The organism is Flaviaestuariibacter terrae, from assembly GCF_054777635.1.
Genome location: NZ_BAAHAL010000006.1, coordinates 1,401,861 through 1,416,154 on the forward strand (window position 1 = coordinate 1,401,861; position 14,294 = coordinate 1,416,154).

The 14,294-nt window shown below is 58.8% G+C and carries 15 protein-coding genes; 9 read left to right on the top strand and 6 right to left on the bottom strand.

The annotated features are described in order from the left end of the window. Positions 1 to 171: 171 nt before the first annotated feature. Positions 172 to 696, bottom strand: coding sequence for an O-acetyl-ADP-ribose deacetylase (locus ACYU7Z_RS06935; protein ID WP_460568749.1), 525 nt, complete (start codon positions 694 to 696; stop codon positions 172 to 174). A 275-nt stretch (positions 697 to 971) separates the two neighbouring features. On the opposite strand from ACYU7Z_RS06935, the gene sucC reads away from it, so the two are divergent. The 3 genes from sucC to ACYU7Z_RS06950 all read left to right on the top strand — a co-directional run bounded on the left by sucC (position 972) and on the right by ACYU7Z_RS06950 (position 3,571). Then, complete coding sequence (sucC, locus tag ACYU7Z_RS06940) at positions 972 to 2,183, top strand: succinate--CoA ligase subunit beta (RefSeq protein ID WP_460568751.1); 1,212 nt, start codon at positions 972 to 974, stop codon at positions 2,181 to 2,183. Between the two features lie 200 nt (positions 2,184 to 2,383). Further along, positions 2,384 to 2,812, top strand: coding sequence for an endonuclease domain-containing protein (locus tag ACYU7Z_RS06945; RefSeq protein WP_460568753.1), 429 nt, complete (start codon positions 2,384 to 2,386; stop codon positions 2,810 to 2,812). 264 nt (positions 2,813 to 3,076) lie between these two features. Next, complete coding sequence (locus ACYU7Z_RS06950) at positions 3,077 to 3,571, top strand: GNAT family N-acetyltransferase (protein WP_460568755.1); 495 nt, start codon at positions 3,077 to 3,079, stop codon at positions 3,569 to 3,571. Positions 3,572 to 3,591: 20 nt separating this feature from the next. Here ACYU7Z_RS06950 and ACYU7Z_RS06955 read toward each other — a convergent pair whose 3' ends face one another. The 5 genes from ACYU7Z_RS06955 to ACYU7Z_RS06975 all read right to left on the bottom strand — a co-directional run bounded on the left by ACYU7Z_RS06955 (position 3,592) and on the right by ACYU7Z_RS06975 (position 5,813). Beyond that, positions 3,592 to 4,215 (bottom strand): SprT-like domain-containing protein, encoded by a 624-nt coding sequence (locus ACYU7Z_RS06955; RefSeq protein ID WP_460568757.1) that lies wholly within the window; start codon positions 4,213 to 4,215, stop codon positions 3,592 to 3,594. 4 nt (positions 4,216 to 4,219) lie between these two features. Next, a complete protein-coding gene (locus ACYU7Z_RS06960; RefSeq protein ID WP_460568759.1) occupies positions 4,220 to 4,621 on the bottom strand; it encodes a hypothetical protein in 402 nt (133 codons plus the stop codon). Next, positions 4,618 to 4,797: an AtpZ/AtpI family protein gene (locus ACYU7Z_RS06965; protein WP_460568761.1), complete on the bottom strand. Its 180-nt coding sequence runs from the start codon at positions 4,795 to 4,797 to the stop codon at positions 4,618 to 4,620. The genes ACYU7Z_RS06960 and ACYU7Z_RS06965 overlap by 4 nt, the downstream gene beginning before the upstream one ends. Before the next feature lie 19 nt (positions 4,798 to 4,816). Then, positions 4,817 to 5,221 (bottom strand): bactofilin family protein, encoded by a 405-nt coding sequence (locus ACYU7Z_RS06970; protein WP_460568763.1) that lies wholly within the window; start codon positions 5,219 to 5,221, stop codon positions 4,817 to 4,819. A 199-nt stretch (positions 5,222 to 5,420) separates the two neighbouring features. Next, on the bottom strand, positions 5,421 to 5,813 hold the full coding sequence (locus tag ACYU7Z_RS06975; protein WP_460568765.1) for a hypothetical protein: 393 nt from the start codon (positions 5,811 to 5,813) through the stop codon (positions 5,421 to 5,423). Between the two features lie 182 nt (positions 5,814 to 5,995). Between ACYU7Z_RS06975 and porW the strand changes: the two genes are divergently transcribed. The 6 genes from porW to ACYU7Z_RS07005 all read left to right on the top strand — a co-directional run bounded on the left by porW (position 5,996) and on the right by ACYU7Z_RS07005 (position 14,293). Then, complete coding sequence (gene porW, locus ACYU7Z_RS06980) at positions 5,996 to 8,992, top strand: tetratricopeptide repeat protein (RefSeq protein ID WP_460568767.1); 2,997 nt, start codon at positions 5,996 to 5,998, stop codon at positions 8,990 to 8,992. A 284-nt stretch (positions 8,993 to 9,276) separates the two neighbouring features. After that, the gene (locus ACYU7Z_RS06985; RefSeq protein WP_460568769.1) at positions 9,277 to 11,655 is read left to right on the top strand and encodes a PBP1A family penicillin-binding protein; all 2,379 of its coding nucleotides are present in this window, start codon (positions 9,277 to 9,279) and stop codon (positions 11,653 to 11,655) included. A 111-nt stretch (positions 11,656 to 11,766) separates the two neighbouring features. Then, positions 11,767 to 12,153, top strand: a complete 387-nt coding sequence (locus ACYU7Z_RS06990; RefSeq protein ID WP_460568771.1) for a carboxypeptidase-like regulatory domain-containing protein — start codon at positions 11,767 to 11,769, stop codon at positions 12,151 to 12,153. A 101-nt stretch (positions 12,154 to 12,254) separates the two neighbouring features. Continuing rightward, complete coding sequence (locus tag ACYU7Z_RS06995; protein ID WP_460568773.1) at positions 12,255 to 12,905, top strand: OmpA family protein; 651 nt, start codon at positions 12,255 to 12,257, stop codon at positions 12,903 to 12,905. A 51-nt stretch (positions 12,906 to 12,956) separates the two neighbouring features. Then, positions 12,957 to 13,562 (top strand): PRC-barrel domain-containing protein, encoded by a 606-nt coding sequence (locus ACYU7Z_RS07000; protein WP_460568775.1) that lies wholly within the window; start codon positions 12,957 to 12,959, stop codon positions 13,560 to 13,562. Positions 13,563 to 13,708: 146 nt separating this feature from the next. Further along, positions 13,709 to 14,293 carry a hypothetical protein gene (locus ACYU7Z_RS07005; protein ID WP_460568777.1) on the top strand — a complete coding sequence of 195 codons (585 nt, stop codon included), beginning with the start codon at positions 13,709 to 13,711 and terminating at the stop codon, positions 14,291 to 14,293. Position 14,294 lies beyond the last annotated feature (1 nt).

Here is a 14,294-nt window from a genome sequence, read left to right on the forward strand (position 1 = left end):
TAACGAATATCGAATAGCGAATATCGGATCACGAATGTCGAATAGCATGGGTTTGACCAGGGCGATCGCCCAATACAGCTCGCCGGACAGTAGGTTAATTGGTGCACGAGTGCCACGATGCGCGTCACCCTGATAAATGTATCCGTCAGCAACACGCGACGCTGCGGTCTCTTACGACGGCAGCGCTTTCCACTCCGCCTGCAGCAGCCTGTAGTTCTCTTCGTCGAAGCAAACGAACAGCACCTCCATCGGCTCCTCCATAGCCTTCAGCTCGCCGACAACCGTATGCAGGGCGATCCGCGCGGCCTCGGGCTTCGGGAATCCGTATACCCCGGTGCTGATGTTGGGAAAAGCAATGGACCGGCAACCATGTTCGGCAGCCAGCTCGAGGCTGTTGCGGTAGCAGCGCGCGAGCAGTTCCGCCTCGCCGTTCCGCCCACCCTTCCATACGGGCCCAACGGTATGGATCACGTATTTCGCCGGCAGGTTACCGCCCGAGGTGATCACCGCTTCGCCTGTGGGGCAGCTGCCCTGCCGGGCAACGATGGCGCGGCATTCTTCGAGTATCCGCGGGCCGCCGGCTCGGTGAATGGCCCCATCGACACCGCCGCCGCCCATCAGCGAGCTGTTGGCCGCATTCACGATCGCATCGACACTGACCTTTGTGATGTCTCCCTGGATGATCTGCACATTCATGGTAAACGCTTTTCGGTTCTCCATCCAATTTACGACCCTTTCACCCGTTACTTCTAAAGTTGCCCCGCTTCATTTTCCGGGAAACCTTCCACCCTGCCTGAACCTCCGCCCGCTCCCCCAAACCTTAAAAACCCGAAGAACCTTCAAAACCTTAAAAACCTTCAGAACCCTAAAGACTTCCCCGGAACTTTCTCATCTTCCCGAACCCTTCCAAACCTTCCTAAACCGTGCTGAACCCTTTTCCTTTATTTTTGCGACACTAAAATTTCTCCTCCATGAATTTGCACGAGTACCAGGCCAAAGAGCTGCTCAAGAAATACAACGTGCCGGTGCAGGAAGGCTTTGCCTGCAGCACCGTCCACGAGGCCGAAGAGGCCTACCGCCAGATCAAGACCACGTACGGATCGCCCTTCGCCGTGCTGAAGGCACAGATCCACGCCGGCGGCCGCGGGAAAGGCAAGATCAAGGAAACCGGCATCAACGGCGTGAAGGTGGCCAAGTCGCTCGAAGACATCACCGACTTCGCTTCCAAGATCCTCAACGGTACGCTCGTCACCATCCAGACCGGCGAGGCCGGCAAGCTCGTGAGCAAGGTGTATGTTGCGCAGGACATGTACTACGACGGTCCTTCGGAGCGCAAGGAGTTCTATCTCTCGATCCTCCTCGACCGCGGCACGGGCATGAACGTCATCATGTACTCCACAGAAGGCGGTATGGACATCGAGGAAGTGGCCCACAACACCCCCGAAAAGATCTTCAAGGAGTGGGTACACCCCGGTGGCGCGCTGCAAGGCTTCCAGGCCCGCAAGATCGCCTTCAACCTGGGTCTCAAGGGCGATGCCTTCAAGAACATGATCAAGTTCGTGACGAACCTCTATAACGCATACGTTGGCCTCGACGCCGCGATGATGGAGATCAACCCGCTGTTCAAGGCCGCCGACGACAAGATCGTGGCTGTTGACTGCAAGCTCTCCCTCGACGACAACGCACTCATGCGCCACCCCGACCTGGCCTCCCTCCGCGACACGAGCGAGGAAGACCCCACGGAAGTGGAAGCCGGCAAGTACAACCTCAACTTCGTGAAGCTCGATGGCAACGTGGGCTGCATGGTGAACGGCGCCGGCCTGGCCATGGCTACCATGGACATGATCAAGCTCTCCGGCGGCGAGCCCGCCAACTTCCTCGACGTCGGCGGCACTGCCAACGCACAGACCGTGGAAGCGGGCTTCCGTATCATCATGAAAGACCCGAAGGTGAAGGCCATCCTGATCAACATCTTCGGCGGTATCGTTCGCTGCGACCGTGTGGCGCAGGGCGTCATCGATGCCTACAAGAACATGGGCAACATCAACATCCCGATCATCGTACGCCTCCAGGGCACCAACGCCGAGGAAGCCAAGAAGCTGATCGACGAAAGCGGCCTGCAGGTGCAATCCGCCATCCTCCTCAGCGAAGCCGCGGACCTCGTGGCCAAGGCGGTTGCATAGCCCCCTGTCCCCCTAAGGGGGCACGTAGGTGGCACATACTTAACTCGCTTGATGTTTTTCTGAAACCCAAGCAATTAATAAAGGCCCCGGCGAATCGTCGGGGCCTTTTACTTTTTTCATTCTTTTCGAATGAGGATTTTCCCATTGTGTCCTGGCCTTTTTCACCTTGCGCTCCGGAAGGGAGTTGGGAGTTTCAGGGTATGGAAAACACTACTCCCAACACCGGCAACCATTATGGTTACCAACTGGCCGATCCGTATTATTACGGATACTTGAAGAAACTGGCTGAAGAAATGCGTGCTGTGCCGACGCACGCGGAAATGCTGTTGTGGAATTGCGTCAGGGGCAAGAAGCTGGATGGACACAAATTCCGGCGGCAGCACATCATCGGCAGGTATATTGCTGATATTGTTTGCCTGCGAAAACGGCTCCTAATTGAAATAGATGGATTGGTTCACCAACTCCCTGATAATATCCAAAGCGATAAAGAGCGACAGGAAGCACTTGAAGCGATGGGGTTTACTGTCATTCGATTCAGCAATAAAGAAGTCGAAACCCGCCTGGAGCAAGTGTTGATCCGCCTCAGGGAAACTCTTCGCTCAATTCCAGGGATTGCGGATAAAGACTGACCCTAAAAAAAAAGAAAGCCCGACCTACGTGCCCCCTTTGGGGGACAGGGGGCCGGGCTTCTTTTAGGCTTTTGTTGTCGGAAACAGTCGCCAAGTTTTCAAGAGGATAAGGATAAAAACAGGCGGATAGGTTTCAAATCTGGGAACGGATACGATCAAATATATTTGTTCCCCCAAATGGGGGATGACACACAAGGAGCGAATTGGCCGCAATACTAGTAATTTTTAAAGCTCCCTAGTAGTTATCACTTATATTTTTTGTTTATGACTGCTATTTCGCCGGTTTCCCTTCGTCCCATTGCCCCAGCCGATAACGCCGCGATCGCCCGGATCATCCGCGCGGCACTGGAAGAATTCGGCGCGGCACGCCCCGGCACCGTGTATTTCGACGAGAGCACCGACCACCTGTACGAGCTGTTCCGCAAAGCCGGCTCCGCCTACTTCGTTGCCGTACAGGGCGACCAGGTCCTTGGCGGCGGCGGGATCTACCCCACCGAAGGGTTGCCCGAAGGCACCTGCGAGCTGGTAAAGATGTACCTGCGCCCCGAAGCCCGCGGCCTGGGCCTCGGCGGGCGTCTCATTCAGCAAGCCCTCGACTTCGCCCGCGATGCCGGCTACACGCAGGTGTACCTCGAATCGATGCCGGAGCTGCAGGCTGCGCTGAGCGTATACGAGCGCTTCGGCTTCCGCTACCTCCGCGCGCCGCTGGGCAACAGCGGCCATCATGGCTGCCCGTTGTGGATGTTGCGGGAATTGTAGGTTGTCTGCGATCGCGAGCCCTATCCTTCCTTCCGTTTCACCTCGTACACCGGGCTGAACAAATAGACCCGCCCCGTTCCTACTTCCGTACCGCGGTGCCGCTTGCGCACTTTTTCGCCTTTCTGGAACACGCGCCCGTCGGCTGTTTCAAAGAGCGCTCCTGCGGGCAGGCTTTCGATCAGCACTACATCGGAGGGACGCTCGTCGTAGCGCCGCAGGGTGCGGAGCAGCACTTCGTCGGCGCAGGACGAAGCGGCGGGGTTATGCAGCGTTCGCTCGAGTGCCGAGCGGATGTCTTCGGGAAAAACGTTGTGCTGGATGAATTGCGCCAGCAGCTCACCGAAGGACCGCTTCCACTCAGCGCCATGAGGCGCGACGCGGTTGCCGAATGCTTCGAACGTAAGCAGGTGGGCGAGCTCGTGGAGCAGCGTGATCAGGAAAGCGTAGCGATTGAGGTCGCCGTTGACCGAAATGCGGTGCGCTTCGCCGCGGTGCCGGTGCCGGTAATCGCCGAGTACGCTTTTGCGCGTACGCGCCACCGTGAGGTGCACCTTGTGCTGGTTGAGATAATGGGCAACCGGTTCAAAGGTACCGGGCGGCAAAAAGTTGGCGAGGGCGGCGAGCGGCGCTTCTTTCTTGCTCATAGGGCTACGACAAGGGCGAACGCTGGCGCAGCTGACGCGTCAGGGCCCCTACTTCGATGAACGTATAGACCAGGTACAGGCCCATGAGCGTGAAGAACGCGGGCTTGTTGAGGGCCTTCTTCTGGGTGGCAATGTATATAAAGGCTACGATGAGGCACAGGAACAGCTTCATCATGATGGAGCCGTACACGGCCCGCACAAAGGCATGGGTATTGGGACTGCGGAGACCGCGCTGCGCAATGAGAAAGGAGCCGATGGTGAGCAGGAACAGGAACACATTTCCCAGCAGGAGCACATCCTGACTGAAGCCATAGCGCTGAAGCAGGCCGCGGCCGGCGATGAAAAAGGCATTGAGACTAACGAAAACGAGGATCAGCGGGAAGAAAGGCTTGCGGGGGCGGTTCATTTCGGCTTGGAGGTTTCTTTGACCAGTTTGTAGATCAGCAGGGCCACCGCCACAAGGGGCAGCAGCCACACGAGCAAAGGTAGGGGTATATGGAGCCACTTGTCGGCCTTGAGGCCGGCAAATACCGCGATGCCGATGGTCACGAAGATCTGCGCGCCGAGTCCGGCGTACCGCATCAGGTCTGAACTGTCGCTCTTAGGCTTCGGCCGTTGTTCGCTCATGGGATTTCAGTTGGAGCACCGTCACGGAGGCGCCCATCTGGCACTGCCCGTTGAAGGTAGCCGTGGGCTCCACCTGCAATTTGCCGGCCGCGATATTGCCTTCCACGACGCAATCGCCACGCAGCTGCACGAGTTCCTGCACCCGGATGTCGCCGGTAACGCGGCCCGTGATGTCGGCCTGCTGGCTTTCGATGTCGCCGTTGACGGTTCCTTGCGGGCCCACCACGATACGCGCGGAGCTCGTTACGTTGCCGTCGACGCGGCCGTCGATGCGGAGGTCATGGTCGGAATGGAGATCGCCGCGCAGCTCGGTGCCGGCGGAGATCAGCGTTGCCTTGTTGCTGGGGCTGTCGGTGGAGGATTTGTCTCGGTTGAACATAGGAGGATCGGTTAAGAAGTCAGGCGGTCTATGGATTTCGGAACGGATGATACCGGTGCATTACGGAAGGCCGGAATGACACCCGACGCGAAAGTTAGCAAACTCTTCGGTAAAACGCTCGCCTGCGGGCGAAAAGCGGGAATGACCTTAGCCGGGATTACCCGGAAACCAATAGCGGGGAGGGAGTAAGGGTCTTCAGCTAGTCGTTGGAGACTTCCGGGTTCGGCACATTCATCGACGTGGTATCGAGCTGCAGCGGCTCGCCGGCCACCACGCGGCGCAGGCTTTCAATATACTGGCCCTGGTAGCGAACCTGCTTCTCCAGCGAATCCGTTTTGTATTTGAGCTGCCGGTAAGCGCCCCCCGCAGCCGAGTTGCCGTAGCCGGGAATGTAGTATTTGAGCGGTGTAAACACGATGAGGGCCACCGTAAGACCGATCAGCAGCACGAACACGGAACTGAGCAGCACGTACACGCTCCGCCGCGACAGGCGGAAGGTAACGACCTCCTCGTAGGTGTCTTCGTTCATCACCACCAGCCGGTACCGGTTCTGGAGGCGCTTCAGGGTGGGGCCGGGAGCGAGTTTCGACATAAATAAATCTCTGATCTCGGATGTAGGATGTCGGATCTGGTAATCAACCACCCCGATCAGACATCAGCGATCCTACTTCAGCCATCGCAAAGTAGCTTTATTTGGCGTTTTCCCCGGCTTTTATCGGCTCTTTTATACTATTTTGGCCCGAAATCAGTTAAAGGTTACTACTAGTGTCGTTCATGAACCGCCGAATCCACCTGCTCCTTTGTTTCCTGCTCGGGGTGGCGGGAAGCCTTTTTGTGCTGCCGGCCCATGCCCAGCTTGGTTATGACCTCGAAATCAAGAAACCCGAGCCCTACGACAACCGCAGCGTCAAGGCGGAAAAAACGCCCGACAAACCGATCAAAGGGCCGAAGCGGATCTCGCAAAACCTGGTGACCCACTTCAACTACTACTTCAACGCCAACAACACGCTCAACGAGGTGCTGGAAGCCGCCAAGCAGCAGCACCGTGACAACTACACCCGCCTCCTCCCCTTCTACAACTTCAGCCTCGACGCCACCGCGGCCCAGACCCAGGCGCTCGATTCGATCATCATCAAGTCGAAGACCGGCATCGTGCTCCACGACCTGCGCAACGACTGGATCGACAACATGTATTTCCTCTGGGGCTCGGCCTACTACTTCCGCAAGCAGTTCGATTCGGCCTATACGATGTTCCAGTTCATCAACTGGTCGTTTGCACCGAAGGAAAAAGACGGCTACTACCGCTATATCGGCTCGCGGATGGATGGCAACAACGCCCTCCAGGTTGCGACGAAGGAAAAGAGGCAAAGCTTTCCGCGCCGCGTGTTCACCGAGCCGCCCTCGCGCAACGACGCGCTGCTGTGGCAGGTGCGCACCCTCCTGGAGCAGGACGCTTACGTGGAAGCCGGCTCCCTCCTCACTACCCTCCGCAACGACCCTACGTTCCCCGCCCGCCTTCGCGACGATCTCGAGGAAGTGCAGGCGTACTGGTTTTACCGTCAGGGACAATGGGACTCATCGGCGCGGCACCTGGTGCTGGCCCTCGGCACCGCCGGCACACGGCAGGAAAAGGCACGCTGGGAATACCTTGCGGGCCAGCTGTTCGAGCGCACCGGGCATTACGACGATGCCCGCACCTGGTACAGCAAATCCATCGACCACACCGACGACCCGGTGATGGACGTATACGCCCGCCTCAACCTCATTCGCATCAACAAGGAAGGCGGTGACAACTACATCGACCGCAATATCGCCACGCTGCTGAAGATGGCACGCCGCGACAGGTACGAGGAATACCGCGACGTTATTTACTCGATGCTGGCGCAGATGGAACTCGAGCGCGGCAACCTGGCCATGGCGCAGGAATACCTCCGTCGCTCGGGCAAGTACCGCAGCGACAACCTGACCGTCAGCAACGATGCATACCTCGCGCTCGCCGACCGCTCCTTCGACCAGAAACAATACGGACCTGCTGCCCGCTTCTACGACAGCGTGAAGCTGGTGGGCCTGCAGGCCGACGACTCGCTCCGCGTGCTCGGGCGCAAGCCGCTGCTCACGAAGCTCATATTCTTCACCGGTACCGTGGAGCGCCAGGACAGCCTCCAGCGTATCGCCGCCATGAGCAACGACGAGCGGAAAGAATTTATCCGGAAACTCGCCCGCCAGATGCGCCGCGCGCAGGGGCTCAAGGAAGAAGTCGACAATGCCGCAGGCCGCGACCTGCCGGCAACAGACCCCTTTGGCGCCGCCGCCGGAAACAACCGCGGCGAATGGTATTTCTACAATGAAACGGCCCGCCGCTCCGGCACCGCTTCTTTCCGCCAGGCCTGGGGCGACCGTCCGAACGTCGACAACTGGCGCCGCCTCACCGATGTGGCGACACAGCTGCGCAACAAGGTGCCCGAGCCCACGCGCAACGTGGCAAAGGGAGGCAATAACCCGGCGCGCAACGATGATCCCCTCTCCTTCGAATCGCTGGTGGCCAACGTTCCGCTGTCACCCGACGCGCTCCGTATTTCGCACGACAGTATCCAATACGCGCTTCGCGGGCTTGCCAAGCTTTACGCAGCCGACATGGAAGATTACAATTCCTCCATCCAGACCCTCGAGGAGCTGCGCCGCCGCTACCCGCGCCCCGACTCGCTGGAGCAGGTGCTGTTCGGATTGTATTTCGCATACCGCCATGCGGGTAATGCCGCGAAGGCTGACGAAATGAAGCGTCTCCTGCAAAGCAACTTCCCGAACGGGCGCTATACAACCATTGCGAGCACTGGCACCGATCCCAACTCAACTGCCACGGCAACGCTCGCCGCAACAAAAGATTACGAAGCCGTTTACGATCTCTACCTCTCGGGCAACTTTGCCGAAGCGGAAGCCGCCAAACTGCGGGCCGACAGCCTCTACCGCAGCAATAGCTGGAACCCGCAGCTGCTTTATATCCAGGCCGTGGCCCAGGTGAAGCAGCAACAGGACAGCAACGCGGTGCGTACGCTGCAAACGCTGATCGCGCAGTCGCCCGGCTCGGTGCTTGCCGCCCGCGCGCGAACGCTGATAGACGTCCTGGGCCGTCGCCAGCAGATCGAGGAAGAACTCCGTAACCTGCAGGTGGAGCGTCCTGCCGAAGACAGTGCAACACGGGTGTCGCCGGTAGTACCCCAGCAGCCAGCTCCCGTTGTGCAGCAACCGAAGCCCCAGTTGCCCGTTGTAACCGCACCTACATCGCGCGACACGGTGATCACAACAAAGCCTGCCGCACCGAAGCCGCAGCCCGCGCGGCCGCGCACCGACACTGTTGTTGTAAAGCCGGTCGCCGCGCCGCCGGTAACAGCCGGCCCCTACCGCTTCTCTGCCGACTCCGGCCACTACGCGGTGGTGATCCTCAACAAGGTGGATATCGTATTTGTAAACGAAGCGCGTAATGCCTTCAGCCGCTACAATGCCACTGCAGGCACGACCACCGACAGCCGGATTGAAACACTCAACAACGACGTGAAGCTCCTGCTGATCGGTCCGTTTGTAACCGCGAAAGCTGCGATCGATTATGTACAAAGCGTAAAGCCGATAGCACCCTCGCAGATCGTGCCCTGGCTCAAGGCCAGCAGCTACAGCTACACCATTCTTTCGCAGGCCAATTTCAATGCCGTGATGAATGCGAAGTCGCTCGATGCGTACCTGAAGTTCATCGAGCCGAAGCTGCCGGTGAAACTGTGAGAACAGAAGAACAAGGAACAAGGAACAGCAGAACAAGGAATAACAAGTCGGAATTCCGGGTTCCTTGTTCCTTGTTCAATATTCATCTAGCTTTACAGCGATGACAAAGGCATAGTCTTTGCTCATCCATAAGCTCCACTATGAAAAAGGAAATCAACCCTCACGCCGGGTATCCGCAGACAGGGAAACCAAAGCGGCCGGCGTCGCGCCGCGGCGTACGCATTTTCTGGCGGGTATTTTTCGGCGGTATCGGATTTTTCTTACTCGTTATCGTTCTGGCGCTAATGGGTGTATTCGGTAAGATGCCGTCGCTGAAGCAACTCGAAAACCCGACGCTCCTGCAGTCTTCGGAGATCTATGCGGCCGACGGAACGCTGATGGGCAAATACTACCGCGAGCGCGGCAACCGCAGCAACGTCAACTACAGCGATATCTCACCCCACGTGATCCATGCGCTGGTAGCTACCGAAGATGTGCGCTTTTACAGCCACTCGGGTATCGACTGGTACCGCACCGGCAAGGCCATCGCTACCCTCGGCGGCAACGGTGGCGGCTCCACGGTTTCGCAGCAGCTCGCGAAGGCACTCCTTGGCCAGGGCAACAAGAATTTCTTGCTGCGTATCATCGAGAAGCTGAAGGAATACATCATCGCCATCCGCCTCGAGCGCAACTTCACCAAGGAAGAAATCCTCGCCCTTTATCTCAACGCCGTTCCTTACGGCGACAACGTGTACGGCATCCGCAACGCGGCCCGCACCTTTTTCTCCAAAGAGCCCGATCGCCTCGACATCAACGAGTCGGCGGTGCTGGTGGGCATGCTCCGCGGCAACTCCATCTACAACCCGCGTACCCACATGCTTGCCGCCTTCAACCGCAAGAACGTGGTGCTCGGGCAAATGGAGAAAGCCGGCTACCTCACAGCTGTCGAAGCGTCTACGCTGAAGGCAACACCTATCACGCTCCATTACCAGAAGCTCGATGAGAATACCGGCTATGCGCCGTACTTCCGCGAGGTGCTGAAGGACGAGCTCAAGGATGCCCTGAAAGGACTCACGAATTCCGATGGCGACCCTTATGATATTTACGACGATGGCCTGAAGGTGTATACCACCATCAACACCAAGATGCAGCAATATGCCGAAGAGGCCGTGGCTGCGCAGATGCCGATGCTGCAGCGCTCGCTCAACGCACAGTCGAACGTACGCAACGGCTCCGTATGGAAGGGACACGAGAATGTGCTCGATGCGGCGATGAAAGCCTCCGACCGCTGGCGCAACCTTAAGGAAGAAGGACTCAACGACACCCAGATCCGCGCATCGTTCCGCGAGCGCGTTCCGATGAAAGTATTTGCCTGGAACACGAAGCGCGAGAAGGATACGACGATGACGCCGCTCGACTCCATCAAGTACCACAGGCAGATGATGCAAACGGCCTTCATGGTCATGGACCCCATCACCGGCGAGGTGCGTGCCTGGGTCGGCGGTATTTCTTTCAAAACCTGGAAGTACGACCACGCCAACCTCGATACGAAGCGGCAGGTCGGATCGTCGATCAAGCCGTTCCTGTACGCGCAGGCGATGGAAGAGCGCGGCTTCACACCGGAAACGCCGGTGGAAGACGTGCAGCAAACCTTCGGTAAAGACCAGAAGGTTCCCGCCACCACGAAAAGCTGCAGCGGCCGCACGATGACGATGGCCTCGGCGCTTGCCTGGTCGAAGAACTGCGCCACCGCCTACATCATGAAGCAGGTAGGTCCGGAGCAGTTTGCCTCCTTCCTCTCCGACAAGATCCACATCCCGACGAAGGTGGAACCCTTCCCTTCGATCGCGCTCGGCACCTGCGACCTTTCCCTGTACGAGATGATGTGGGGCTATACCGTATTCCCGGGACATGGCTACAGCACCAAGCCCAAGCTCATTGCCCGCATCGAGGACCGCAACGGCAACGTGATCAAACGAATCGATATGACGGCCGACCGCCAGGAAGCCATCAGCGAAGTAACCGCCTACAACATGACACGCCTCATGGAAGGCCCTGTCACGAAGGGCACGGCAGCAGGACTGATGCAGGCGCTCGGCGCCTCCGAGATGGGCGGCAAGACGGGTACCACCAACGACAACGCCGATGCCTGGTTCATGGGTTATGTGCCCCAGCTCGTAGCCGGTGTATGGGTGGGCTGCGACGACCGCTTTATCCACATCGAAAGCGCGCAGGGCTACGGTGGCACCGCCGCGCGGCCGATATGGCAAAGCTTCTTCCAGAAAGTTTATAACGATGCCTCGCTTGGCATCGACAAAGGCCGCACTTTCGACAAGCCGGCCGATATGGATCACTCGGCTTTCCAGGGCGACGTGGAGAGCATCATCCCCGACTCTCTTGAAAATGCCGAAGGCGTTGACGTGGGCGCCGGCACCGCCGACGACTACAGCAACATGAGCGGCGATACGATCCCCGCCGAGTCGCAGCGCCCCATCGACGAAGGCGACAAGGGCTCGCAGCAGGCGCCGCAAAACCAGCGTCCGAAGCGCGATACGGGCAAGACGGCCGCACCCAGGATCGGAGAGGCCGCACCGCCGCCGAAGGAAGAAAAGAAAGGCCTTTTCCGCAAGCTTTTTGGGGGAAAGAAAGACAAGGATAAAGACAAGCCCGAAAATGAATACTGATAAAAGAGCCTCCGTTAGGGAGGCTTTTTTTGCGACGTTAACGAAGCATTAAAGCAGTTTGCGGATGCAGCGAAGAGGTTGGTTTTGGAGTCCTTATAAAAACACCGCGCTATGAAACGCACTACCTTCCTCCTCCCCCTGCCCGACGCAAGCTGGCGCGATAAGTTGCGGCAACTGCTGCTGCGGCTGCTCCCGGCTTCCCCAAGCGAAGTGTTGCTCCGCGGCCGCGCGCTTGACGAAGCCGGCGACCCCGTTGCCTTTGCCCGCGTTGAGCTCGGCGGAACGCCCTACGCTACCGAAGCCAATGCAGCCGGGCATTTCGTACTTCATGTTCCGGAAGCGCAATTCAGGCACCCGCTTTCGCTCTTTGTGCAGGCGCCCGGTTTTGCCCGCTTCGAACAGCGCCTTGAGGGCGCTCCTGCCACCGCCATTGCCTGCAGCCTGTACCATGCAGGCGGCGCCAAAGTAGTCCGGCTCCCGGGTCATCGCGGCCAGTAAAGACCGAAAAGCAACGCGGCTCAGCAGCGTTGAGCTGCCCGCTTCACGGCATGTTTTGTGTGGGTGATCGGGGTACGATTGTTCACGCAAAACCACCCGAAATGGCAGAACTACACGTGCAGCCGAAAAAGAGCAACCGGCTACCCTGGCTGTTGCTGGGTCTCGGCGTCATCGCCCTCATCTTCTTCCTCGCACGTGGTTGCCACCACAATAAGATGGACACGACACCCGTGACCGACAGCATACCAACCAACGGCATAACCACTACCACAACAACAACGACGACAACCACTACGCAGGCAACGGCTGACACCGGCTGGAGCCGCGTGGATTTCAATGCGCCCCCCGCCCGGTACGACGAGATCAGCGACAGGAATATCGACGTGCGCGGCAATAACGACTATTCAATTTATGGAGTCGGTGAAGAGCTGCTCTTCGACAAAGGCTCCGCTTCCCTCCGCCCCGATGCAGAGCAGCACCTGCAACAAATTGCCGCTTCCATTCAAAAGCGCCACAGCTCTGGCGCAGTGCGTATTTACGGCGTTACAGACGCCACGGGCAATGCGGGCGCCAACCACGCGCTGTCCGAACGGCGTGCCGAAGCTGTCCGCGACTGGCTGATCAATACGGGCAACATCAGCGGCGAACGCGTGTCGCTGCAGCCGCAGGGAGAATCCGGTGCCATTGCCGGTAGTGCTCGCGAAAGCGGGCGCCAGCAGAACCGGCGCGTAATGATCGTCGCCCGCGGCTGATAATCCGCATCACCTACACGTAAACAAGGGAACTCCCGAAAACAGCATACCATGGAAGACAAGAACCGCAAATACCGCCTGCATGAACTGGGAGGAAGCAAATTCGAAATCCAGGAGGGCGAGCCCGATATCCGCGGCTGGGACGTCAAAGATGTCAATGGCCGCCATATCGGTGAAGTGAAGGAGCTCCTCTTCGATCCGGAGTCGCGCCGCGTGCGTTACCTCATTGTCGATCTCGGCGACAACGACCTGGGTCTTGACGAACGGACCGTACTGGTGCCCATCGGACTGGCGCAGCTGCACGAGGTAGACGATGACGTGGTACTGCCGCGCGCCACGGCCGGGCAGCTGCAGGCGCTTCCCGAATACGACAAGCACCACTTCGGAAGCGAGCATGAGCATCACGTGCGCCACGCGTTCCTGGGGCGGCCTTCGGAAGAGCGCGCATCGACAGAAAGCGACGAGGATTTCTACAACCACGAGCATTTCAACGAGGAGCACCTGTACAGCGCCCGCGCACAGCGCTTGTCCGAAACGCCCGGCTCACAGGCGCAGCGCGAACGGACAACACCCCTTCTTCGCGAGCGCAAGGACGACACGGTGGATCCAAGCACGGACATCAATCCGCGGTCGAACAATACCGATCTACGGGTCTGAGCGCAGATCGCCTGGCCGCAACGATCGCGCACGAAGAGAAACGTACATCAGCGGTTGATGCGCCGATTCAGGCAGTTCATACAGCGAACGAGACACGCATGCAACGCCGGTGGAACGCTTGCTGTCAGTGGGCGAAAAGAAGGACTATGAAAAAGCTCCTGCTCCCGCTCCTCCTGCTCCTCGCAGCCTGCCGCAAGAATCCGGCACCCGCGCCCCCTCCCGCCGGCAACGTTACACTTCCGGCCATGCGCGTCATTGACCTCCACAATGCCCCGGTACGTTATCGCCAGGTACATACGGTTGACCTGGACGGCGATGGCGCACACGATCTTGTCTTCAAGTGCCAGCTTGTTGGTTCCCCCTCGCAGCAGGCCGACCGCTACCAGTTTTGCGTTCAATCCAGCATCCGGCGCAACCTGCTGGTCAACGACCGGGATGAAACACCGCCGTTTACGGAAGGCGCCTCCATTGGCATCGGGCATCCGGGCTTCAACTGGTGGGAAGTAAGCCACTCGGTGCTGGCCGAAAAAATTGTATCGGATAACGAAACCCGCTGGGACGGCCTATGGAAGACGGCGCAGCACCGCTTCCTGGCCGTGCAGGTGCAGCGAGGCGCAGACCGCTACAATGGTTTCGTCGAGATTTCCATGGACCAGGCAGGCAACACGCTGCTGCTGCATCGCGCGGCCCTCAACCTTTCGCCCGATGTGCCGATAATCGCCGGTCGCTAGG